Below are 23,744 nucleotides of genomic sequence, written 5' to 3'. Positions count from 1 at the left end.
CTTACATTCATTAAAAAAATAATTTGAAAGATGCACATCTTGAGGGCTACAAAATGCAGGAAAGTTATAAGGTTCTTGTCGTCGATGATGATATGCGTTTACGTGCACTGCTGGAACGTTACCTCACTGAGCAGGGTTTTCAGGTAAGGAGTGCCGCGAACGCAGAACAGATGGACAGAATCCTGACAAGAGAATCTATTCATCTGATCGTCTTAGATCTAATGCTACCGGGTGAAGATGGCTTATCAATTTGCCGTCGCTTACGTAGTCAAAATAACCCAATTCCTATTATTATGGTAACAGCGAAAGGCGAAGAAGTTGATCGCATCGTTGGCTTAGAAATCGGTGCGGACGACTATATTCCAAAACCTTTTAATCCACGGGAATTGCTAGCTCGTATTCGTGCGGTTTTACGTCGCCAAGCTAATGAATTACCGGGTGCGCCATCTCAAGATGATGCGATAATTACTTTTGGTAAATTTAAATTAAATCTTGGGACACGAGAAATGTTCCAAGGTGATGAGAATATGCCATTAACCAGCGGTGAATTCGCGGTGTTAAAAGTGTTGGTTTCTTACCCAAGGGAACCGTTATCTCGTGACAAGTTAATGAGCTTAGCGCGAGGTCGTGAATACAGTGCGATGGAACGTTCAATCGATGTTCAAATTTCACGTTTACGCCGCATGGTTGAAGAAGACCCAGCACACCCTCGTTATATCCAGACGGTTTGGGGCTTGGGCTATGTGTTTGTTCCTGATGGAAGTAAAGCATGAAGCGACTGAGGTTCTCAAGGCGTAGTACATTTTCTCGCTCGTTATTTTTATTTGTAGCCTTACTGTTTGCGAGTCTCGTAACCAGTTATATGGTCGTGTTGAATTTTGTTGTAATGCCTAGCTTACAGCAATTCAACAAGGTACTGGCATACGAAGTAAGAACATTAATGACAGAGAAAATGGTTCTACAAGATGGAACCTCAGTGCGGGTATCTCCCGCGTTGCGTAAGAAAATCTACAATGAATTAGGAATTACCTTTTATGCACATTCAGCGGCGATGGAAGAAGGGCTGAATTGGGCAAAAGAGTATGATTTTCTAAGCGAACACATGTCGGAATATATTGGTGGTAAGGCGAGTGTTCACCTTGAATTAGGCCGAGAATATCCCATTCTATGGCTAACGTCTTATCTCGCACCTGATATTTGGGTGCGAGTTCCACTGACTGAAATCGGCCAAAATCAGTTCTCCCTTGTTTTTCGCTATACATTAACAATTTTTCTCACCATTTTTGCAGGGGTATGGTTGTATATACGCTACCAGAACAAGCCGTTGCTTGAATTGGAATACCACGCAGGTGAAGTCGGCAAAGGGGTAATTTTACCCCCAATGCAGGAAAAAGGCGCCACTGAGGTTAGAGCTGCTATTCGTTCTTTTAACCACATGGCTGCAGGGATTAAAACCTTAGAAAATGACCGAACTGTCTTAATGGCAGGGGTAAGTCATGACCTAAGAACTCCCTTAACCCGTATTCGTTTAGCGACAGAAATGATGAGCCCAGAAGATAGCTATCTAGCTGAATCTATTAATAAAGATATTGAAGAGTGTGATGCGATCATCGGCCAATTCATGTCTTATCTGAAAACAGGTCAAGAAATGGATATGGAATTCTGTGACCTTAACGCTATTTTAATGGAAGCGGTGAACTCAGAAAGTAATGTCATCGGTGAAATTGAAACCGCACTTGAGCCTGGCTCAATGATTGTTAATGGTAACCCATTAGCAATTAAACGCGCGATTACCAATATGATTGTTAACGCTTATCGCTATGGTAATGGCTGGATCAAAGTCAGTAGTGGAAAAACGGAAGACTCCGTTTGGTTCCAAGTCGAAGATGACGGTGCAGGTATCAAAGAAGAAGATATTCATCGCCTGTTCCAGCCATTTGTACAGGGTGAAAAAGCTCGTAGCAACAAAGGCACAGGGCTAGGGCTAGCGATTATTCGCCGAATTGTCGATGCTCATGAAGGGAGCATTGAGATCCATAAGAGTGAGCGTGGTGGGTTTGCGATTAGGGCTTTGCTCCCTCTTAAAGAGAAAGAAGACTGATACCTCGTCATATTTCAAGCTGTAGGGGTGTTGCCTACACTCAGCTCTCCTAGTCACATACTTGTGTATGCTCCTAGGGATATCTTCGTTTGGCGCCTACCTACAACTTGAACTATTTAGAGCTATCCTTTTACTCTTCACACTTTGCGCCGCAGCGTTGTTGGCTGCGTTCGGCTACTCGGGTCACATACTTGTGTATGCTCTCCGAGATATCCTCACTTGCCGCCTAGCTGCAACACAAATTGTTTTGAGTATTATTTGTATCAAGTAGGAAAAGAGGCTATCTTTTTTGGCGCCTACCTACAACTTGAACTATTTAGAGCTATCCTTTTACTCTTCACACTTTGTGCTGCAGCGTTGTTGGCTGCGTTCGGCTACTCGGGTCACATACTTGTGTATGCTCTCCGAGATATCCTCACTTGCCGCCTAGCTGCAACACAAATTGTTTTGAGTATTATTTTATGGTTGCAGGATAAAAATATTTTTCGCTTTTATGACAGTCTGTCATTTTTCTGTTTGACGTCAGCTTTGAAATAATAGTTTTTTAACTATTTGAATTTTATAATATAAAATCTAATTCATCTTCGTTTTTGTTTCCTCGCCAGTGAAAAAATCAGCAATTGTCATAAAACTGTCATAAAAACGACATGTTGTCGTAACTAAATTGTCCTATTTTTCCTACCGTGACATACACCCAACAATTTCATACTTGATTGTTTCTATACATCCCCGGAGGGATTATGAAAATGACGCGTACCACCTTAGCAAGCGTAATGGCAGCAACTTTATCTCTGACTGCAATGTCTTCTTTTGCTGCTACCAGCCTGACCGGAGCTGGCGCGACCTTTCCTGCTCCTGTTTATGCGAAGTGGGCAGACTCTTATCAGAAAGAAACAGGTAATAAAGTAAACTATCAGGGGATTGGTTCTTCTGGTGGTGTCAAACAAATCAATGCAAAAACAGTTGATTTCGGTGCATCTGATGCCCCATTAACTGATGAAAAATTAAAAGAAGATGGCTTGTTCCAGTTCCCAACTGTTATCGGTGGTGTGGTACTGGCTGTTAATGTAAAAGGAATTGAGTCAGGGCAACTGACTTTAGATGGCAACACATTAGGCGACATCTATTTAGGTAAAATTACCAAATGGAATGACCCAGCAATCGCTAAATTGAACCCAAATGTTAGTTTGCCAGACCAAGCTATCGCAGTTGTTAGACGTTCTGACGGTTCTGGTACCACGTTCGTATTCACTAGCTACCTTGCTAAAGTCAGTGCAAGCTGGAAATCAGACGTTGGCGCGGGTTCTACCGTTAACTGGCCGAAAAATAGCGTAGGTGGTAAAGGTAATGATGGCGTTGCAGCTTTCGTACAGCGTCTACCAGGTTCTATCGGTTATGTTGAATATGCATACGCAAAACAGAACAACCTTGCGTATACTAAATTAATCTCTGCTGATGGCGAGGCAGTTTCACCAACGGGTGAAAGTTTCAGTGCCGCAGCGAAGAAAGTTGACTGGTCTAAATCTTTTGCACAAGATTTAACAAACCGTGATGGCGCGAATGCATGGCCGATTACTTCAACCACATTTATCTTAGTTCACAAGCAGCAAGCGAATGCGGAAAAAGGCAAAGCGGTTCTTGACTTCTTCAACTGGGCTTATGATAAAGGTGGTAAACAAGCGGAAGCATTAGATTACGCAATTTTACCTCAAGAAGTCGTGACAGCAGTACGTGCAGCATGGAAAACAGAAGTTAAAGATAGCCAAGGTAAAGCATTATTCTAGGTGAACTTAGGTTTTCTAAGTGCACTTAGGGTTGGAAATGGCGGGTAAGTGCTGAGGAACAGGGCTTACCCGCTCATCGTTGTAACGCAATCCTGTAGAAAAGAGCAGGAATGAAATGAGAACAAAGCGCATGGCCGAGAAAACAACGGCATTTAGAGCTCCCAGCAAATCAGGTGATGTGATTTTTAGTGCACTGGTAAAGATTGCCGCGCTCATCACTTTGTTAATGCTCGGAGGTATTATTATTTCCCTTATTTTTGCATCTTGGCCAAGTATGCAAAAGTTTGGGTTTTCGTTTTTGTGGACCAAAGAATGGGATGCACCGGCTGAAGAATTCGGTGCTCTTGTGCCTATTTACGGCACTATCGTTACATCGTTAATTGCTCTGATTATCGCCGTTCCCGTTAGTTTTGGTATAGCACTGTTCCTAACAGAACTGGCACCCAATTGGTTAAAACGTCCTCTTGGTATCGCGATTGAACTTCTTGCTGCTATCCCAAGTATCGTTTATGGGATGTGGGGGTTATTTGTCTTTGCTCCTCTGTTTGCAGAATATTTCCAAGAGCCAGTTGGTAATGTGATGTCGAGTGTGCCGATTGTCGGTGAATTATTTTCAGGGCCTGCATTCGGGATCGGTATTTTAGCAGCGGGGATAATCCTCGCGATTATGATTATTCCTTACATTGCATCAGTGATGCGCGATGTATTTGAACAAACGCCTGTGATGATGAAAGAGTCAGCTTACGGCATTGGTTGTACGACATGGGAAGTGATTTGGAATATCGTGCTGCCGTATACCCGCAATGGGGTAATCGGTGGAGTGATGTTAGGCCTTGGCCGTGCATTGGGTGAAACCATGGCGGTGACGTTCGTGATTGGTAATACTTACCAACTTGATAGCGCATCACTGTTTATGCCAGGTAACAGTATCACCTCGGCACTGGCAAATGAGTTTGCGGAAGCAGAGAGCGGTTTACATACCTCGGCCTTGATGGAACTTGGACTTATCCTGTTTGTTATCACTTTTATTGTGTTAGCAATTTCCAAGTTGATGGTCATGCGTCTTGCGAAGAATGAGGGCCGTTAATATGTCGATATCTCAACCTATCGCAGTGAATGAAAAAGAACGAGCACGCCGTCAAGCGTGGCGTCGTCAAGTTAACAGAATGGCTCTATTTGTCTCAATGTTAACCATGGCTTTCGGCTTGTTCTGGTTAGTGTGGATTTTGTTTTCTACAGTCACTAAAGGGATTGATGGCATGTCCCTCAATCTGTTTACTGAAATGACTCCACCACCGAATACTGAAGGTGGCGGGCTGGCAAATGCCATCGTAGGTAGTGGTTTATTAATCTTATGGGCGACAGTTATTGGTACGCCTTTAGGGATTTTAGCGGGAATTTATTTAGCAGAATATGGCCGTAAGTCATGGCTAGCTTCAGTCACCCGCTTTATTAATGACATTTTATTATCAGCTCCGTCTATCGTTGTAGGGTTGTTTGTGTACACCATTGTGGTTGCTCAAATGCAGCACTTCTCGGGTTGGGCTGGGGTTGTGGCGCTTGCATTGCTGCAAATTCCAATTGTTATCCGAACCACTGAAAACATGTTGAAATTAGTTCCGGATAGCTTACGTGAAGCCGCTTATGCACTTGGCACACCAAAATGGAAAATGATTTTATCTATTACGCTAAAAGCATCTGTGTCAGGGATTATCACTGGGATCTTGCTTGCAATTGCGCGTATTGCTGGGGAAACCGCACCGCTTCTGTTTACTTCTCTGTCAAATCAGTTCTGGAGTACAGATATGAGCGAACCAATTGCTAACTTACCGGTGACAATCTTCAAATTTGCAATGAGTCCATTCTCCGAATGGCAAGAGCTTGCATGGGCAGGGGTTCTGTTAATTACCCTATGTGTTCTGCTCATTAACATCATTGCACGTGTTGTGTTCGCACAGAAAAAACACTAAGCGCCAGATAAATAAAGATTTAGAGAGAAAAGCAAACCATGATTAATGCAAACGATATTGCAAATAGTAAAATTAAAGTACGTGACCTCAACTTCTATTATGGCAAGTTTCACGCACTGAAAAATATCTCTTTAGACATTGAAAAAAATAAAGTAACTGCGTTTATCGGCCCATCAGGCTGTGGTAAATCGACGTTATTACGTACCTTCAATAAAATGTATGAATTGTATGGCGAGCAGCGCGCAGAAGGTGAAATTTTACTGGATGGTCAAAATATCCTGACAGATAAACAAGATATTGCGTTATTGCGTGCGAAAGTCGGAATGGTTTTCCAAAAACCAACACCATTCCCGATGTCAATCTACGATAATATTGCATTTGGTGTGCGTTTATTTGAAAAATTATCCCGCGTGGAAATGGATGAACGTGTGCAGTGGGCGTTAACAAAGGCTGCATTATGGAATGAAACCAAAGATAAGCTACACCAAAGTGGTTATAGCTTGTCGGGGGGGCAGCAACAGCGTCTCTGTATTGCTCGTGGTATTGCTATTCGCCCAGAAGTTTTATTGTTGGATGAGCCCTGTTCTGCTCTTGACCCAATTTCAACCGGTCGAATTGAAGAACTGATTAGTGAATTAAAGTCAGAATACACCGTGGTAATTGTTACCCACAATATGCAACAAGCAGCACGCTGTTCTGACTATACGGCTTTCATGTATTTAGGGGAGTTAGTTGAGTTTAATCATACTGACAAAATGTTTACTACCCCAGAAATGAAGCAAACTGAAGATTATATTACTGGCCGCTACGGTTGATATGGAGCCGACGATGGATACGCTGAATCACAACAAACATATATCGGGGCAGTTCAATGCTGAACTGGAACATATCCATACTGAATTGATGACGATGGGGGGGCTGGTCGAAGAACAGCTTACCAAAGCCATTACGGCCATGCATAATCAGGATGAAGCCTTAGCGCGTGAAGTTATCGAAAATGACCATAAAGTCAATATGATGGAAGTGGCCATTGATGAAGAATGCGTTAAGATCATCGCGAAACGCCAACCAACGGCGAGTGATTTGCGCCTGATTATGGCAATTTCAAAAACCATTGCTGAGCTGGAAAGAATCGGCGATGTTGCAGACAAAATTTGCCAAACTGCATTGGAAAAATTCTCTCATCAACATCAGCCTCTGTTAGTGAGCTTAGAATCATTAGGCCGCCATACAGTGCAAATGCTACATGATGTATTAGATGCATTCGCACGAATGGATCTCGAAGAAGCCATTCGTATTTACCGTGAAGATGAGAAAGTTGACCAAGAGTATGAGGGCATCGTACGCCAATTGATGACCTATATGATGGAAGACCCTCGGACGATCCCAAGTGTATTAACGGCATTGTTCTGCGCACGTTCAATTGAGCGCATCGGTGACCGCTGCCAAAATATCTGTGAGTTTATTTTCTACTATGTGAAGGGGCAGGATTTCCGTCATGTGGGTGGGGATAGTCTTGAAAAGATGCTAACGAACAAATAAATGCTCGTCATATTTCGTACTGTGGCGGTGTTGGCTTCGCTCGGCTACTCGGGTCACATACTGGTGTATGCTCCCCGAGATATCCTTGCTTGCCGCCTAGCCACAATACGAACTATTTAGAGCATAAACGCTGGTCATATTTCGTGCTGTGGCGGTGTTGGCTTCGCTCGGCTACTCGGGTCACATACTGATGTATGCTCCCCGAAATATCCTAGCTTGGTGCCTAGCCACAATACGAACTATTTAGAGCATTGATACGTTTGAACAGTTATTTCTTTAATGACTATTGGCGTATATTTTCAGGTACAAAGCATCTAAAAATTTAGCTTAAGATTTTTATACCGACTTTCTTCTTGCTCAATAAGAGTCTATTGATGGTTTAACCATGTTGGGGCCTTTGTACAAAGCTTGCCCCTTTTTTGTGTGGTTTTATATTCTATTTTGTTATAAATATATTATTTAATATTATTTCAAGTGCTAAGCAATAGTTGATAGCTTGTGATGGTCGATTTACAAAAATTTACCGTCAGGGGTGTTCAATGAAAGCTCGTATTCTAACGACTGTTTTACTTACAGGTTTAGCGCTGACAGCGAATGTCGCTAGCGCAGATAAATTAGATGATATCAAACAAGCGGGTGTGATCCGCATTTCAGTATTTGATAGTAACCCACCATTTGGTTTTATTGACCCACAAACTAAAAAATTAGCGGGTTATGATGTTGATATTGCGCAAGAAATTGCAGATGGCCTAGGGGTAAAACTTGAGCTTCGTCCAACTAATCCAGCAAATCGCATTCCACTTCTAACTTCAGGTAAAGTTGACTTGATTGGTGCTAACTTCACCATTACAGATGAACGCGCAAAACAAGTTGATTTCTCAATTCCTGATTTTGCGACAGGCCAAAAATTTATTGCCCGTAAAGGCGTATTAAAAACACCTGACGACATCAAACCACTGCGTATTGGCGCAGACAAAGGTACTGTGCAGGAAGTGACTCTGCGTGAGCGGTTCCCTGAGACTAAAGTGATTTCTTATGACGATACCCCACAAGCTTTCGCTGCACTGCGTAATGGTAACGTCCAAGCTATCACACAAGATGATGCAAAACTGGTGGGCTTATTAGGTAATTTACCTGAAAAAGTGAAAGCAGATTTTGAGATTTCCCCATTTAGCCTGACGAAAGAATACCAAGCATTGGCAGCAAGCAAAGGTGAAACGCGTTTGGTTGAAAACGTCAACGAAACACTGTTGAAACTGGAGAAAGAAGGTAAAGCCGAGGTGATCTATAACCGCTGGTTTGGGCCAGATACCAAAGCTGCACAGCCACGCGGAGACTTTAAATTCGCACCACTGAGTGAGCAACAGCCACAGTCTTAATGGGTAACGGTAAGTACTCAGTGATTTGAAGCCCCGCACTCTGTGTGGGGTTCTTGGTTATAAAGGATGAGTTTTTAATCACAAGCTGTGAAGGCAATAGGTCGTGAACAATGTTTGAAAAATTTTTAAATGGTGATTTTTGGTCTGCCCATTTCTTGGCACCGCAGTATTTAGAATGGTTTGGCTACGGCTTTTTGATCACTATTTGGATCTCGATTTGTACCATTGTTGCAGCCACTGTATTGGGTTTTATAGTTGCATCAGCAAAGGATAGCCAAATTACTCTTGTGCGTTGGGCTGTGAGTATCTACATCTCTATTTTCAGAAATACGCCTTTGTTGGTGCAGTTATTCTTTTGGTATTTCGCTTCTGGTGAAATTTTACCCTCTGCTGCAATGGAATGGCTCAATACTCCCCATGAAGTCCATTTACTTGGAATCACAGTGGGTTGGCCGTCATTTGAATTTTTAGCCGGTTTTATCGGTTTGACCCTTTATACCGTGCCGTTTATCGCTGAAGAAATTCGTGCTGGGATCCGTGGCGTTCGCCAGGGACAGAAATATGCGGCGTTTGCTTTAGGGCTAACCTCATGGCAGGCCATGAAACTGGTGGTATTACCGCAAGCCGTTAAAATCGCGATGCCTCCACTACTGGGCCAATATATGAATGTGGTGAAAAATTCATCATTAACGATGGCGATAGGCGTCGCAGAATTGTCTTATGTCTCCCGCCAGGTTGATAGCCAGACACTGCAAACCTTTGCTGCATTTGGTGTCGCAACCGTTTTGTATATTGCCATTATTGCGGTAATGGAAGGTTGGGGCCAGTGGCGTCAACAGCGTAATTTGGCTCAGGGGGTATAAGATGGATTTTTCGATTATTGAGCAGAACTGGCAATATTTATTGTTTGGTACTTTTCCAGATGGGCCACTCGAAGGCGCTGCACTGACGTTAGTCATTAGTTTACTTGCTGGTGCGGCTTCTATTGTATTAGGAACATTGGGCGGAATAGCTTTAGCCATGCTGCGGGGCTTCTGGGTTAACCTATTTGCGGCGATTTTAGGTTTTTTCCGTGCAATTCCGGTCATTATGTTAATTTTCTGGACCTATTTTCTGTTGCCAATCTTATTGGGTATGGAAATTCCGGGTATTGCAACAGTCGTCTGTGCATTGGCATTAATTACTTCTGCATATTTGGCTCATGCCGTGAAAGCCGGCATTTTAGCGATAGGAGCAGGGCAGTGGCAGGCAGGGTTATCTTTGGGGTTTAGCCGCTGGCAGGTATTGTGGAATGTCGTATTGCCACAGGCCTTACGTATGATGGTTCCTTCATTTATTAACCAGTGGGTAGCATTAATTAAAGATACCTCGTTGGCTTATGTTGTTGGTGTTGCGGAGCTTTCTTTCTTAGCAACCCAAGTGAATAACCGTGAAATGGTTTATCCTCTCGAAGTTTTCTTATTCGTAGCATTTATTTATTTTGTTATGTGTTTTGCGGTAGAAATTATTGCGAATAGGGTGGCGACAAAGCTGAGTGCGCAACATCAACCCCAGAAACTGGCTGCGAAACATCGTTTATTGTTTTGGCGCCGACAAAAATTGTTAGCACTTTCCTAAATCAAAAGTGGTGGTGAAATACTCACCACTTTTTCACTCCACTATTTTGGTTTCTATTATTATTTCATCTTGGCGTATCAGTTAGTTAGGACATTTTTGCCCCTTATAGTTTACGCAATCGTTTTCTTTTGTGATTTTTAATTGTAGTATAGGGCGAAAAAAACTTTTTTTGGGCGCAATATCTAATGAGTAATCAATCTTCTAGCTCGGCACAACCGCAGGGCTTGTTTCAGCGTGTTTTTAAATTGCAAGAGCACGGCACGACAGCACGGACAGAAGTTGTTGCAGGCTTCACCACCTTCCTAACGATGGTATATATCGTTTTTGTTAACCCTCAAATTCTCTCAGTTGCAGGCATGGATATCAAAGCTGTGTTTGTCACCACCTGTTTGATTGCGGCTATTGGTAGTATTTTGATGGGGCTGTTGGCAAATTTACCGATTGCAGTAGCACCTGCTATGGGGCTGAATGCTTTTTTTGCTTTCGTTGTAGTTGGCGCGATGGGCTATTCATGGCAAGTTGCAATGGGGGCCGTATTTTGGGGGGCAGTCGGGTTATTTATTCTGACATTATTCCGTATCCGTTATTGGATTATCGCCAATATCCCGCTTAGTCTTCGCGTCGGGATCACCAGTGGTATCGGCCTATTTATTGCGATGATGGGGCTGAAAAACTCCGGTATCATTGTCGCTAACCCAGACACGTTAGTCTCTATCGGTAATTTGACTCACCATAATGTTTGGCTGGGAGCCCTCGGGTTCTTTATTATTGCAATCTTAGCGGCTCGTAATATTCATGCCGCGGTATTAGTTTCTATTGCAGTGACCACCTTGATTGGCCTAGCTCTGGGGGATGTGAAATATTCTGGGATATTCTCAATGCCGCCAAGTATCACGAGTGTCGTCGGGCAGGTTGATTTCGCTGGCTCTTTAGACTTAGCGTTATCCGGTGTGATTTTTGCCTTTATGTTAGTAAACCTGTTTGACTCATCAGGCACCATGATAGGTGTGACTGACAAAGCTGGTATCACAAATGAACGCGGAACTTTCCCACGGATGAAGCAAGCGTTATATGTGGACAGCTTGAGCTCTGTTGCAGGTTCAGCGATGGGGACATCTTCTGTCACCGCCTATATTGAAAGTTCTTCTGGTGTTTCTGTTGGTGGGCGTACAGGTTTAACTGCGATTGTCGTTGGTATTCTATTTCTATTGACTATGTTTATCTCACCTCTTGCCGGTATGGTTCCTGCTTATGCAACTGCGGGTGCCTTGATTTACGTGGGCGTGTTGATGACGTCAAGTTTAACCCGCGTGAAATGGGATGACTTAACTGAGTCTGTACCCGCATTTATTACCGCAGTGATGATGCCATTTAGCTTCTCAATCACAGAAGGTATCGCACTAGGCTTTATTGCGTACTGTGCAATGAAAATTGGTACAGGCCGCTGGCGTGATCTGGGGCTGTGTGTGATTTTAGTGGCGGCGATGTTTCTACTAAAAATGGTGCTCGTCGACGCCTGATATTCGTCATACTTCAAGCTGTGGCGTTGTTGTCTTCTCTCGGCTACTCGGGTCACATACTTATGTATGCTCCCCGAGATAACCTCGATTGACGCCTAGCCACAACTTGAATTATTTAGAATATTGCTCAAGATGACTCTCTATTTTCTGTCCTCTAACGGTACAGCTATTTAGAGTATTGGAACGTTTAGGCAGCTTGAATTAATTAGTGTATTGGCGAAGTGATCATTTTCTGTAGGTAAAGCTATTTAGAAGATTAATCCCCCTTCAGATGGCTTTCCCGTCTTGTTACTTGCATGCAACTCAAATTATTTAAGGTATAATCATTAAAGTACTATTGCGAAGGCAGGGTGGAGTAAAAAATCCGCTGAAATTGCAAACTAGTGCTTTCCCCCTTTATGGGATCCTGCTAGATTTCGCAGCAGAAACTGACTTTATCAAGGTATCAGACCATGAATGCACCAAAAAAACCGGCTGCTAAGCCAAAGAAAAAATACCGTAAAACTAAAGAAGAGATAAATGCGGAAGGCCGTGAGCGTAAGCGCGAGAAAAAACATCGTGGTCATAAATCTGGTAGCCGTAACCAAGAATCTGCTTCTAACAATGCTAAAGGTGGGATATCTACCACCACAGACCCGCGTATTGGTAGCAAAAAACCGATTCCATTAGTTGTGGATGATAACAAACCTGTAGCGCGTCCAGTGGTGAAAGAGAAGCCAGTCGCTAAAGAAAAACTGACGCCAGAAAAAGAGTTGGAAATGCTAGAAAGCGATGACCGCCTAGATAGCATTTTGGCGCGTCTGGAGGATGGCGAAACTATCACTGCGCAAGAACAGCAGTATGTTGATACCTGTTTAGACCGTATTGATGAACTGATGAATATTCTCGGTATTGAATATAGCGAAGAAGAAGAGGAAGAAGACGAAGAAAAACTTGATGACATTATGCGCATCTTAAAAAGTAAATAATTTCGTTTAAAAGATCCCTCGCGCTAGCGGGGGATTTGGCTATTTTTTCTGCTAACTCACTTTTCTTTGATGTTGAATCAAGTCTCTTTTCTCTAACATATTTATACTCGTCATATTCAAAGCTGCAGCGTTGTTGACTATGTTCATTCGCACGAGTCTCATACTTATGTATACTCCTAGCGACTCATTCACTTGTCGCTTAGCTGCAACTCGAAATATTTAGAGTCTATAATGCTTATGCAGGTTATAAAATTTTCACTCTCATCGAATAACAAATTAAATAGAGTGAAGTCATCGTTATAGTTTGAGCTTTTGGTCAATTGAGGAATGTTATGTCAGAGCAAAATATTGTTTGGGATCTTTCTCTCATTCAAAAATACAATTATTCAGGGCCTCGTTATACCTCGTATCCCACAGCCTTGGAATTCAATCAAGATTATGATGAGAATGCGTTTGTTCAAGCAACACAACGTTATCCTGATCGACCTTTATCGCTCTATGTCCATATCCCTTTTTGCCATAAACTTTGTTATTTCTGTGGCTGTAATAAATTAGTGACACGCCAAAAACATAAAGCCGATGAATATCTTAAAGTAATTGAAAAAGAAATTATTCAGCGCGCAGCTTTATTAAAAGGTCGTATTGTGACCCAGATGCATTGGGGCGGTGGTACTCCGACTTACCTCGATAAAGCTCAAGTCAGCCATTTGGTTGGTTTATTGAAAAAGCATTTTCATTTTGCGGATGATGTTGAAATGTCCATCGAAGTCGACCCGCGTGAAATTGAACTGGATATGATAGACCATCTGCGCCATGAAGGGTTTAACCGCTTAAGCATGGGAGTTCAGGATTTTAATAAAGAAGTTCAGGTGCTGGTTAACCGTGAACAGGACGAAGAATTTATTTTTGCCCTAATTAAACGAGCCAAAGAAACGGGTTTTACCTCAACGAGTATTGATTTGATTTATGGTTTACCTAAACAAACTCCTGAAAGCTTTGCATTTACCTTAAAGAAAGTGGCTGAATTATCACCAGATCGCTTAAGTGTGTTTAATTACGCGCATTTGCCTAATTTATTTGCGGCGCAGCGTAAAATTAAAGATGCTGATTTACCAAGTGCAGAGCAAAAACTCGATATTCTGCAAGACACAATCGCAACCCTCACCAGAGATGGCTATCAATTTATTGGTATGGACCACTTTGCTCGCCCTGAAGATGAGCTCGCTGTGGCCCAACGAGAAGGGGTTTTACACCGTAATTTCCAAGGTTATACGACTCAAGGCGACTGTGATTTATTAGGATTAGGCGTTTCTGCGATCAGTATGTTAGGCGATAACTACGCGCAAAATCAGAAAGATTTGAAAACCTATTATGCGCAAGTTGAAGAGCAAGGCCAAGCGCTGTGGCGAGGTCTCGTCTTAACCGATGATGATTGCTTGCGCCGTGATGTTATTAAAACCTTAATCTGTAACTTCCAATTGGATTTTGCACAAATTGAAGCAATCTATCCAATTGACTTTAAATCTTATTTTAAAGAGGATTTAGAGCTATTGAAGCCAATGGCAGAAGATGGATTAGTCGAAATGACAGACAAAGGAATTAAAGTTACGCCGCAAGGGCGTTTACTTATTCGTAATATTTGTATGTGTTTTGATGTTTATTTACGTAGTCAGATGAGGCAGCGGCAGTTTTCCCGCGTTATCTAAATGCTCTTCATAATTCGTGCTGTCGCGTTGTTGTCTTTAATACTCTTCATATTTCGCGCAATAGCTGCGTTGGCCTTATTCGGCTACTCGGGTCATATACTTTTGTATACTCCCCGAGATAGCCGAATTTTGCCGCCTTGCTCTAGCACGAACTATTTTGAGTATTACTGGTTCGTTATCTGATTATTTAGAACATTGGATGTTCTGCGTGGGCTAGTGTTTCGCTTTTTCGATTAGCTGGTAGGCCGCAGTGATGCGGTCAGGGATTGGATACCATTTGTTGGATAAAATAATAATACCCACTTGGTTTTCCGGAATAAATGCTGCATAGGTTGCAAAACCATTGGTTGAGCCGGTTTTGTTGTAGAAAGCCTGTGTTTCAGGTGGCATTACTGGTGTAATTGCTTCGACCTTTTGTGGCTGTAATGCCATTTCATTTCGGTTACCTTGCTGTAATTGAGCAAGAGATACTGGCCATGAATAGCTTTCCCACATCATATCTTGCATAAATGAATCGGTCATATAGAACCCAGTATGGGTGTTCTCTACGGCTTCTTGCCATGGCTTAGCGACTTTCTTCGTTTGCATATTAATATCTAAGAAGCGAATTAGATCTTTAGCATTAGATTTCAAACCATAAGATTCAGCATCTAAAATTTGTGGTGCCACACGAATGGGCTGATCGTGCTTATTATAACCTTGAGCATAATTTTTATGTTGGTTTTTAGGGACATGAATATAGGTATGTTTTAGCCCAAGTGCAGGCAACATTAATTTTTCCATCGCTTGCTCAAATGGCATTTTGAGTTGTTTAGCGGTAACGATACCGAGTAGCCCCACGCCAAGATTTGAATAAGAGCGATATTGCCCAATGGCTTTGGTCGGTTTCCAATGTTGGTAATAACGGATTAATTCCGCTGAATTAGTAATGCTATCAGGCACAAATAACGATAAACCGGAAGTGTGAGTAGCCAAGTTCATTACTGTGACTTGGTCAAAAGCAGACCCTTTTAATTCAGGAAGATAGTGGCTTACCTTTTGCGAAAAATCGAGTTTTCCTTGGTCTTGTGCATAGGCTGCGAGTGTGGCAGTAAAGGTTTTAGACAAAGAACCAATCTCAAATAAAGTCTCATCACTGACAGGTACTAAGCTTTGCTTAGACTGCACACCATAGTGATAAATATAGTGTTTCCCTTCAACGGAAATTGCGACAGACATCCCAGGGATCTGTTTTTGTTCCATCAGAGGTTTAATAATGTCATCCACATCCTTTTGAGTGAACGCATTAGCGGATAGCGTGGTTAATGCCAAACTCAGTGCGACAAAAATTCGCCCCTGACGAAAAAGAGTTTTCATAGAGTTATTCCAATAAGTACAAGTTTAAGTTATTGCTAACAGGAACTGAAAGCACTTCATTGTAAATTTAAAGTGCTTTAATATAGGCTATTAGGCGGTTAAACCGCGATTGCAAAGCAGTATGCATGCTTTCGGTCAGTATTTAAAACGATATAAAATTCGATGAGGTAAAAGAAAATCTTATGGCAGAAAATTATCGTCATCGGCTTCCACTCAATGCGCTTAGGGCATTCGAAGCTTCAGCACGGCATTTAAGTTTTACACGAGCAGGAATAGAGTTGAATGTCACTCAGGCAGCTGTTAGTCAACAAGTTAGGTTGTTAGAGGAGCAGCTGGGACTAGAACTCTTTATTCGCTTACCTCGAGGGCTTGCATTAACTGATGAAGGGCTTGCATTGCTACCCGTATTGAGCCGCTCTTTTGACCAGATTGAGTCACTACTACTGCAATTTGAAGATGGCCATTATCGAGAAGCTTTAAGTATTTCAGTGGTCGGTACATTTGCTGTGGGCTGGTTATTGCCAAGGTTAACCCAATTCTCGGAACTATACCCTTATATTGATTTACGCATTATGACTCATAACAATGTGGTGAATCTCGCTGCCGAAGGCGTTGATTTTGCTATTCGCTTTGGGGAGGGCTTATGGCCACTGGTTGAAAATATCCCCCTATTTTCAACAGCTCATACTGTACTTTGTTCAGAGAAAGTCGCAAGCCAGCTCAGACATCCATTAGATTTAAAATCCCACCAGTTAATGCGTTCATATCGTAAAGATGAATGGGAAAAATGGTTTTTAGCTGCGGAGATTGAACCTTGGCGTGTCAAAGGCCCAGTATTTGATTCATCGCGTTTAATGGTTGAGGCTGCGTTATTAACTGACAGTATAGCATTGGTGCCAAGTTGCATGTTTAGTCATGAATTAAGTGCTGGGGCGTTAGTTCAACCTTTTGATATATCTGTAACACTGGGTGGATATTGGTTGAGCCGTTTAAAGTCGAGAGTCATGACACCAGCAATGGCGATATTTCGTCATTGGTTGGTGGAGGAGTCTAAAAAAGAATAATAAGTCGGTGCTATACTATAAATAGAAATAGCACCGATATTTAATTTATTGGCATATTATAATGCTCATATTTAGAGGTTAGAATACCAAAGCTTCAGCAGAGAAATAATTCTTTTTATTAACAGAGAGCTCTGTACTATTAATATCCGTAATGGTTTCAGTAAAGAAATAGGTCGGCGAAACATTAAATATTTGTGCCAACTGGTAAATAGTATCGACATGAATATTAACCTCACCATTTTCATAGCGTGATTGGTGTTGTTGGCTAATGCCTAACAATATGCTTAAATCTTTACCACTCATTCCGTGACTTTCTCTTAATGATCTTATTTTTAAACCGACGGATTTGGATATTTTTCGTTTCATGATTTTCTCTCTAATTTATTTTAAATATTATAATGTGAATATAATTAAATATTTTTAATGTAATTGGATCTTCTAGTGATATGTATTATTACTTAATTTATTAAAAATCATGGGACTGAAAGAAGGTTTTAATATCAATTTCAAAATACGTTGCATACTGGAACAATCTATCTAAAGTAATTCTATTTACTCCTCTTTCATATCGTGACTGTTGTTGTGGGCTGATGCCAATAACCTCGGATAGTTCATTAACTGAAAGTCCATTCGTTTTCCGATAATAAAGTATTTTTTTGCCAATTAGGTGAGATGTTGAATAAGGCATATATACTCCTATAATTATATTTTTTATTTCTAACTAAACACGATGAAAGATTACCTCTCTATCTTAACCATTTTAATAAAATAGTAAATTTGCTATTTATCAATTGTTCGATGATATTTTTCGATGTTAGCAATAAAAATCAAGTTATAAATAAATTAATATCTTTTTATGATTAATGTTGGATGCTATTTATTCATATCTTATGTTAACCGAAGCTGTTGAGTTTGCAGTTCCTGCAGTTATATTATTAGCAGTCTTAATATATCTAGCTTTCCAATTAAAAATATAATCGCCACCTGCAACATTGTTTTGCAAAGTGAACTTTGAGTTGAGCTTTATCGGGTTACTATTTCTATCCAATAATTGAATGGCGACTCCGGTTGCTTGCCCTTGCCCAGACAATTTAATCTTCCCTGTATTGATATCAACATACCCAGCACTACTTGTGACTGTCACTTTTAGATTGGTGCCTGCAGCGCAGCTTAATGTAATGGGTATATTGACACTATTGCTAGTAGAGCCAATAGCTTTAAACTGAGTATCATACCAAGTCCCTAAGTTAACATTGTAACTTGTCGCTTTTGTTGAGCACTTTAATACATTAATTTTGATAGTACCTGCTGGAATATTCAGCGATGTTAAATTCCACGTACTGTTATGTGGCGCAGGGTTACGCTGTGTTAGTCTTCCCACATGCCCTGCCTTTAAATTTCCCCCTTGTGTGACTTGTCCTGTTTTTTTTATGGTAATCGTCCAATATGGGTTAGCAATAGTCCAAGCGGCTGGGTTAGCTGCTGTTGGTGGTCCATAACGTGTATTTAAAAAACCGATATTGGTTGCTTTCACTTGAATGCTGATGCCCGGTATATTACTGGCTGCAATTTTATTGCCGTTTGGTACCCAACCATTGACATAGTCAGCGTGTAAGTAGGCATCACCACATTGACCATTACTTTTTGGGCCTGAAAATGTATTGACTTGTGAGCCTTTAAAATTGACCTGAATAGTGGCTAAATCGCGAGCCCCTGTATCATCATATTGCAGCGAATAGGTTCTTGCTGGTACATTCACCACAACATTCCGTAAATTAGGATTTTGAATACAGGCCGCTTGTGTATATGCAGAATAAGCAAAAACCGAGCCTATTATTACCAGTAAAATTTTCTTTTTAGTCATAAAATATCCTTAACATTTACTTTTTTTATTTAAATATTTTTCTTCTGCATGCTCAATCTCATTGATCTCTCTAGAATTGAAAATAAAAAAAGCCATAATATCAATTTCAAATATCTTAGAGTAATGATAAAGCCTATCAATATTAATTCGATTAATACCACGCTCATAGCGTGACTGTTGTTGTTCACTCACACCCACGATATTAGATAAATTTTCTAATGTCATGCCTTTCATTTTTCGGTAATAGGTGATTTTATTGCCAATTATTTTTGATATAAGATAGTAATTAGGCATACCGCTTTCCCCTATTAAAACTGATATAATTAAAACAAACTTACTTACTGATATGTAAATGTAAATTCTAAATGGCTTTTAAATGAACCTGCAACCATACCACTTCCATAACCCGAGACTCTTGCCGATAATGGGATTTCAACATTTCGCGTTTGAGTATTAACATTCGCGGTAATGGTATCGCCATTTTTTATTGTTGTTTTATTGCCGGTATTGGCTAAATTTAATGCCACATTTTTCGCCGTACCATTATTAATAAAATGTTCAGTTATTGTTGAGTCTGGCGTACCTGATATTTTCATTACAGCTTTGGTGGTGCCTACAGGGCAATTTTTTAGCTTCACGGAAAAATCAACCCACGGAGATTTTTGCGTATCTTTGATATTCCAAATATTAATTTTTTTCAAATCGATTAAATAATTATTTTTTTCAACCTCACAAGGAGCAGCAATAACGACGCCATGCACTTTAATATTTGCTGTTAGCCCAAATGCAGTTAAAGAACAGCTCATTAGTGATAGTAATAGGATAAAATGTCTCATATTATTTTCTCTTTTATAAATAGGTAATTGTTGCCGTAATATTGGCGGAAATAGTTCCCGGAGTGGCATTACCTAATGAGCTAAAGGCACGTGTGCGTAATGGAATATTAATATTCGCTTGCCCATTTGTCGGAACTTGTAATACTTTTTGGTTACCTAAAGCGGTTGTTCCATTACCATTTTGTAGTTGAACGGCTAGGTTTTTAGCCGTACCTTGATTTTTGTATAAGCTTGCTGCATCCGCAGTATCTGCGGTTCCTGTAAACGTCAGTTTTACTTGGTTAATAAAAGATGAACAATTATTAAGGCTAATATTAAATGTGTTCCAGTTAGAACCTGAACTCGCATTACGAAATACATCAGCAGAAATATTTTTCAGGTCAATATCAATATTATTCCCACCGGTAATATTGCAAGTTGCGGCTCTAATATTTCCGGTAAAGTTCAATGTCACTGTGCTAGCAGCAAATAAATTCCCACTGAATATTAAGCTACTAAGTAAAAGTAAATTTTTAGATATTTTTTTCATTTTTTATTCCTACTCATAGCGAATATTTACAGTAGCAGAGGCATTCGCTGTACCCGGCGTGATGTTATCTGCCGTTTTGATATAGCGAGCTTTCCAATCAAACATATAATCACCAGCCGGCACATTATTTTGCAGGCTATTTAAAGTGTTCAACTTGATCGGGTTATTATTTTTATCTAGCAATTGTATTGCGACACCAGTGGCGCTATCAGGTCCCGTTAGAGCTAATTTTCCTGTAGCGGTATCTTCATATTTAGAACTTGTGACCGTCGCTTTAATATTGGTACCCGCTGCACATGTTAAGGTAATTGGAATATCTACAGGCGCACTGGTTGAGCCTATATTAGGGAATTGTGTATCATACCAATCTTGCATATCAATATTGTAGGTTGACTGGTTGTTTTTTAATGAACAGCTAAGTACATTGATACGAATCGCATTTGCAGGCATGTTTAAAGTTGTTAAAGTCCAAGTTACATTTGTTGGCGCACGGTAAGTTGTAGTTAACCTTGCAACATTCCCCGCTCTTAATGTGCCACCTTGTACTACCGAACCGAGTTTTTTTACCGTAATAGTCCAATGTGTTGTTAATATATTATAATTAGTGTTGTTTCTATCCCATAATGCATTAAAATCTCCAATACCTGCGGTTGTAACAGAAATACCAATACCAGAAATATTAGATAGAGCAACTTTATTGGCATTAGGTGACCAGCTATTAATAAAGCTACCAGTTAAGTATGAAGTAGCACAAGTACTCGCATCACTAACTACCCATTGAGATGTAGATGAAAAATTGGTGTAGAGAGAACCTAAGTCTCTGGAGGTATTGTCATCATATTGAACGTTATATACTGCACTCGGTATATTAGCTATTTTGTTATTTAAATTTGGGTTTAAGGTACATGCTGCATTAGCATATCCTGAGTATAAATATATACAACTCACTGCCAATATTGATTTATAAATGAAATTTTTCATTATTTACTCCTTATTATCGGCAAACAGCAGTTGTTTTATATAACCCCATATAATTCGATATACCTGCTAAGTTATAATTTACTTGGCATTGTTGTTTATCGTTATATTGAATAATAAAATTGCCATTTTCAGCTAAACCAGATAAATAAATTTCGCCATCATTGCCTACTATATTATTTAGCTGTGGATTATCTTTAAATATGGCCTGAGCACCGAAAGGCACGGGTTTACCATCAGCAAAACTTAATATCATGATGGCACGGTACCCGACATTCGCTGCAAAATTGGCTTTCACCAGTGCACCACGACTTGGAGCAACACTTTGGCTGGTTAATTCCATTTCGGTATTTTCAGGCAACCCCGAGGTATCGATATCAATCACATTTTTGCGATAAGCCGTGACATAAGGTACTAGCGCATAACCTTGGTTATTAGTGACAACCCCTGCTTGGTTTAATACTGGTACATCACCTGCATCTGGGATTTCAACAATAGCCGCGGTTTCGCCTAATTGTTGACCGAGTACAAGGCCGCCAGAGTGAGCCACTAAGCTACCATTAACACCGTAATAGAGGTTATAGTTGTCTTTGCTATAGCCTGTTCCACCTGAAATTTCACCATATTGGCCTTTATAAGAAGCGTTCATATTACCGCTCGTACCTTGTTCTTGAGTGGTGAAACCCTGCTGCATGCTCCAATTTAAGCGGTTATTAAGTTGTGAAGCGGAAAGCCCAATACTGCCTGTGCTTGGGCCGTTGCTGCTACTATTACTGTTAAAGTTGTAATAGAAGGTGTTATCAAACACGGTAAATGGCACACTGACAGAGAAGGCAAGCTGATGATCATCTTCACTTTTCGTACGGCTACCGGAAGTATATGAGTAGCTATTGGTATTTTTGTTATAGGTATAATTCAAACTATAACTAATGCCTTGCCAACTGTTGTTATAACCCACGGTGGCAGACTGAGTTTTACGGTCACTATTCCAGTAGTCTTCATTGATATAGCCTACGGAGATTGAACCAAAGTTATCCCCTAAGTTTTGGCTGAGGGTGATCTCACCGCGATTACGGCGGCGTTCAATTTCAGGGATATAGTTTGTATTTCTATAGCCGTCAAAGACTTCCGCTAAACTGTAAAAACCTTTAGTGGAATAACGATAACCAGCCAATGCGATATTAGTACCAATATCGTTGATATTTTTGTTATAGCGGAAACGGTATGATTGGCCTTTTTCCTTAACGTCATTACCTAGCGTTGAATTTGCATGGGTAACGTCAATGGATAACGCACCAAATCGCCCAAGGTTTTGGCCTGCGCCGATGGAGTAAGATTGGTAATGCTCACTCACTTGGCTACCACCATAAGCGGTAATACCATAAGGTAGACCATAGATTAAGGTAAATTGGCCAAATTTTGTTTTATCAATGCTACTGTCATAAGCGCGGTATTCCCCGCCCGTTACGCTATAAGAAAAATATCCTTCACGTTGTAATACAGGTAATGAAGCAAAAGGAACGATTTGATATTGCTCGCTACCGTTGGATTCTTTGATGGTGACATGCAAATCACCGCTTCCCCCTGTTGGGTATAAGTCGTTGATTTCAAAAGGGCCCGCAGCCACCTCGGTTTGGTAGATAATGTAACCATTTTGGCGGATCGTCACCTGTGCGTTGCTACGAGCAATCCCACGTACAACGGGCGCATAGCCGCGTAAACTCTCAGGGGACATATCATCATCTGTCGCAAGCTGAGCACCCCGAAATGGCACGCTATCAAAAACCATCGAAGGTGAGACACTATCCCCCAAGGTCAACTGACTTTTGATGCTATTAATACCGCGTGATGCGTAGGTATAGATGGTATCCCATTTACCGGATTGGTCGGTACTACTTGACCATGTTGTGTAATTGCGTAGCCGCCATGCTCCAATATTTAAGCCAGGTCTTAAATTTACATAATGGGATGTGTTATCCGAACCACTACTTTTACGATCGTAATTTTTAGAGCCGTTATAGCTGTAATTTAATAGCAGTGCGTTGATGCCATTATCGATATTGGCTAAGTCAACGTAACCCCTTGGGTTTCTATCCAATGCGATTTGGGGGATGCTTAAATATAAACGTTGAGAATCAAACTCAAAATTACTTGTGGCATCAGGGATCGCTGCAAGGTTTACACAGTGACTTCCTGCGGTTTGTAATTCAGGGTATTCCGCTGTTTTGATACCAAACTCTTTAATATCAGCAAGTGATAAACATGGAACTAATTGGTTACGGCTATTTTTTTCAAATTTAAGATTTTTAGCACCAATTAAGTTGGTGTTGACATAAATATCAACATAGTAGTCACCGGCTAATTGCTCATTATTCTCGAACTGTGACAAATCAACCGAATCTTTATTCGGTAGCTCTAAAAAGTCAGGATCAAAGTAGACATTATTTTCTGTTTTTTCTTCAGCATATAGCGATGCGGTATAGCCTAAATATAATAGTAGGCCTAGAGATATTTTATTTATTTTCATGAT

23 protein-coding genes are annotated in these 23,744 nt (G+C 40.8%); 14 read left to right on the top strand and 9 right to left on the bottom strand.

Annotated elements, in window-relative coordinates:
• The first annotated feature begins 53 nt into the window (after window positions 1-53).
• The 13 genes from ompR to hemN all read left to right on the top strand — a co-directional run bounded on the left by ompR (window position 54) and on the right by hemN (window position 14,587).
• Window positions 54-773 (top strand): osmolarity response regulator transcription factor OmpR, encoded by a 720-nt coding sequence (gene ompR / locus PSE83_RS11245; RefSeq protein ID WP_004266122.1) that lies wholly within the window; start codon window positions 54-56, stop codon window positions 771-773.
• Entirely contained in the window at window positions 770-2,101 is a 1,332-nt protein-coding gene (envZ, locus tag PSE83_RS11240; protein WP_036958604.1) for a two-component system sensor histidine kinase EnvZ, read from the top strand. Before ompR ends, envZ begins: the two co-directional genes overlap by 4 nt.
• 740 nt (window positions 2,102-2,841) lie before the next feature.
• Window positions 2,842-3,885, top strand: a complete 1,044-nt coding sequence (gene pstS, locus PSE83_RS11235) for a phosphate ABC transporter substrate-binding protein PstS (RefSeq protein ID WP_004262850.1) — start codon at window positions 2,842-2,844, stop codon at window positions 3,883-3,885.
• 130 nt (window positions 3,886-4,015) lie between these two features.
• Window positions 4,016-4,972: a phosphate ABC transporter permease PstC gene (gene pstC, locus PSE83_RS11230; RefSeq protein ID WP_004262847.1), complete on the top strand. Its 957-nt coding sequence runs from the start codon at window positions 4,016-4,018 to the stop codon at window positions 4,970-4,972.
• Window position 4,973: 1 nt separating this feature from the next.
• Complete coding sequence (pstA, locus tag PSE83_RS11225) at window positions 4,974-5,855, top strand: phosphate ABC transporter permease PstA (RefSeq protein ID WP_036958603.1); 882 nt, start codon at window positions 4,974-4,976, stop codon at window positions 5,853-5,855.
• 38 nt (window positions 5,856-5,893) lie between these two features.
• Window positions 5,894-6,670 carry a phosphate ABC transporter ATP-binding protein PstB gene (gene pstB, locus PSE83_RS11220; protein ID WP_004262838.1) on the top strand — a complete coding sequence of 259 codons (777 nt, stop codon included), beginning with the start codon at window positions 5,894-5,896 and terminating at the stop codon, window positions 6,668-6,670.
• A gap of 13 nt (window positions 6,671-6,683) precedes the next feature.
• Complete coding sequence (phoU, locus tag PSE83_RS11215) at window positions 6,684-7,397, top strand: phosphate signaling complex protein PhoU (protein WP_036958602.1); 714 nt, start codon at window positions 6,684-6,686, stop codon at window positions 7,395-7,397.
• A 539-nt stretch (window positions 7,398-7,936) separates the two neighbouring features.
• Window positions 7,937-8,776, top strand: coding sequence for an ABC transporter substrate-binding protein (locus PSE83_RS11210; RefSeq protein WP_004262826.1), 840 nt, complete (start codon window positions 7,937-7,939; stop codon window positions 8,774-8,776).
• Between the two features lie 110 nt (window positions 8,777-8,886).
• Window positions 8,887-9,639: an amino acid ABC transporter permease gene (locus PSE83_RS11205; RefSeq protein WP_004262824.1), complete on the top strand. Its 753-nt coding sequence runs from the start codon at window positions 8,887-8,889 to the stop codon at window positions 9,637-9,639.
• Window position 9,640: 1 nt separating this feature from the next.
• Window positions 9,641-10,393, top strand: a complete 753-nt coding sequence (locus PSE83_RS11200) for an amino acid ABC transporter permease (RefSeq protein ID WP_004262820.1) — start codon at window positions 9,641-9,643, stop codon at window positions 10,391-10,393.
• 185 nt (window positions 10,394-10,578) lie between these two features.
• Entirely contained in the window at window positions 10,579-11,913 is a 1,335-nt protein-coding gene (locus PSE83_RS11195; protein ID WP_004262814.1) for an NCS2 family permease, read from the top strand.
• 452 nt (window positions 11,914-12,365) lie between these two features.
• The gene (yihI, locus tag PSE83_RS11190; RefSeq protein ID WP_004262811.1) at window positions 12,366-12,881 is read left to right on the top strand and encodes a Der GTPase-activating protein YihI; all 516 of its coding nucleotides are present in this window, start codon (window positions 12,366-12,368) and stop codon (window positions 12,879-12,881) included.
• A 332-nt stretch (window positions 12,882-13,213) separates the two neighbouring features.
• Complete coding sequence (gene hemN / locus PSE83_RS11185) at window positions 13,214-14,587, top strand: oxygen-independent coproporphyrinogen III oxidase (protein WP_004262801.1); 1,374 nt, start codon at window positions 13,214-13,216, stop codon at window positions 14,585-14,587.
• A gap of 213 nt (window positions 14,588-14,800) precedes the next feature.
• Here the strand turns inward: hemN and ampC(Phz) are convergent, their stop codons facing one another.
• Window positions 14,801-15,943 (bottom strand): class C beta-lactamase AmpC(Phz), encoded by a 1,143-nt coding sequence (gene ampC(Phz) / locus PSE83_RS11180; RefSeq protein WP_004262799.1) that lies wholly within the window; start codon window positions 15,941-15,943, stop codon window positions 14,801-14,803.
• 182 nt (window positions 15,944-16,125) lie between these two features.
• Between ampC(Phz) and PSE83_RS11175 the strand changes: the two genes are divergently transcribed.
• Entirely contained in the window at window positions 16,126-17,007 is an 882-nt protein-coding gene (locus PSE83_RS11175) for a LysR family transcriptional regulator (protein WP_004262796.1), read from the top strand.
• Between the two features lie 78 nt (window positions 17,008-17,085).
• Here PSE83_RS11175 and PSE83_RS11170 read toward each other — a convergent pair whose 3' ends face one another.
• The 8 genes from PSE83_RS11170 to PSE83_RS11135 all read right to left on the bottom strand — a co-directional run bounded on the left by PSE83_RS11170 (window position 17,086) and on the right by PSE83_RS11135 (window position 23,741).
• Window positions 17,086-17,373: a helix-turn-helix domain-containing protein gene (locus tag PSE83_RS11170; RefSeq protein WP_004262793.1), complete on the bottom strand. Its 288-nt coding sequence runs from the start codon at window positions 17,371-17,373 to the stop codon at window positions 17,086-17,088.
• 100 nt (window positions 17,374-17,473) lie between these two features.
• On the bottom strand, window positions 17,474-17,695 hold the full coding sequence (locus tag PSE83_RS11165; protein ID WP_004262791.1) for a helix-turn-helix domain-containing protein: 222 nt from the start codon (window positions 17,693-17,695) through the stop codon (window positions 17,474-17,476).
• A 189-nt stretch (window positions 17,696-17,884) separates the two neighbouring features.
• Window positions 17,885-18,871 carry a fimbrial protein gene (locus tag PSE83_RS11160; RefSeq protein ID WP_004262787.1) on the bottom strand — a complete coding sequence of 329 codons (987 nt, stop codon included), beginning with the start codon at window positions 18,869-18,871 and terminating at the stop codon, window positions 17,885-17,887.
• Between the two features lie 9 nt (window positions 18,872-18,880).
• The gene (locus PSE83_RS11155; RefSeq protein WP_004262784.1) at window positions 18,881-19,165 is read right to left on the bottom strand and encodes a helix-turn-helix domain-containing protein; all 285 of its coding nucleotides are present in this window, start codon (window positions 19,163-19,165) and stop codon (window positions 18,881-18,883) included.
• Window positions 19,166-19,209: 44 nt separating this feature from the next.
• Window positions 19,210-19,707 (bottom strand): fimbrial protein, encoded by a 498-nt coding sequence (locus tag PSE83_RS11150; protein WP_036958601.1) that lies wholly within the window; start codon window positions 19,705-19,707, stop codon window positions 19,210-19,212.
• 13 nt (window positions 19,708-19,720) lie between these two features.
• Window positions 19,721-20,236 (bottom strand): fimbrial protein, encoded by a 516-nt coding sequence (locus tag PSE83_RS11145; protein WP_004262778.1) that lies wholly within the window; start codon window positions 20,234-20,236, stop codon window positions 19,721-19,723.
• Window positions 20,237-20,245: 9 nt separating this feature from the next.
• Window positions 20,246-21,217: a fimbrial protein gene (locus PSE83_RS11140; RefSeq protein WP_181488885.1), complete on the bottom strand. Its 972-nt coding sequence runs from the start codon at window positions 21,215-21,217 to the stop codon at window positions 20,246-20,248.
• Window positions 21,218-21,230: 13 nt separating this feature from the next.
• Window positions 21,231-23,741, bottom strand: a complete 2,511-nt coding sequence (locus PSE83_RS11135; protein WP_004262772.1) for a fimbria/pilus outer membrane usher protein — start codon at window positions 23,739-23,741, stop codon at window positions 21,231-21,233.
• Window positions 23,742-23,744 lie beyond the last annotated feature (3 nt).

Origin of the sequence: Providencia sp. PROV150, assembly GCF_028481025.1 — a bacterium.
Lineage (GTDB): Bacteria > Pseudomonadota > Gammaproteobacteria > Enterobacterales > Enterobacteriaceae > Providencia > Providencia hangzhouensis.
The sequence above is the reverse complement of the archived record's forward strand: the minus strand, read 5'-3'. Positions and strand labels throughout refer to the sequence as shown.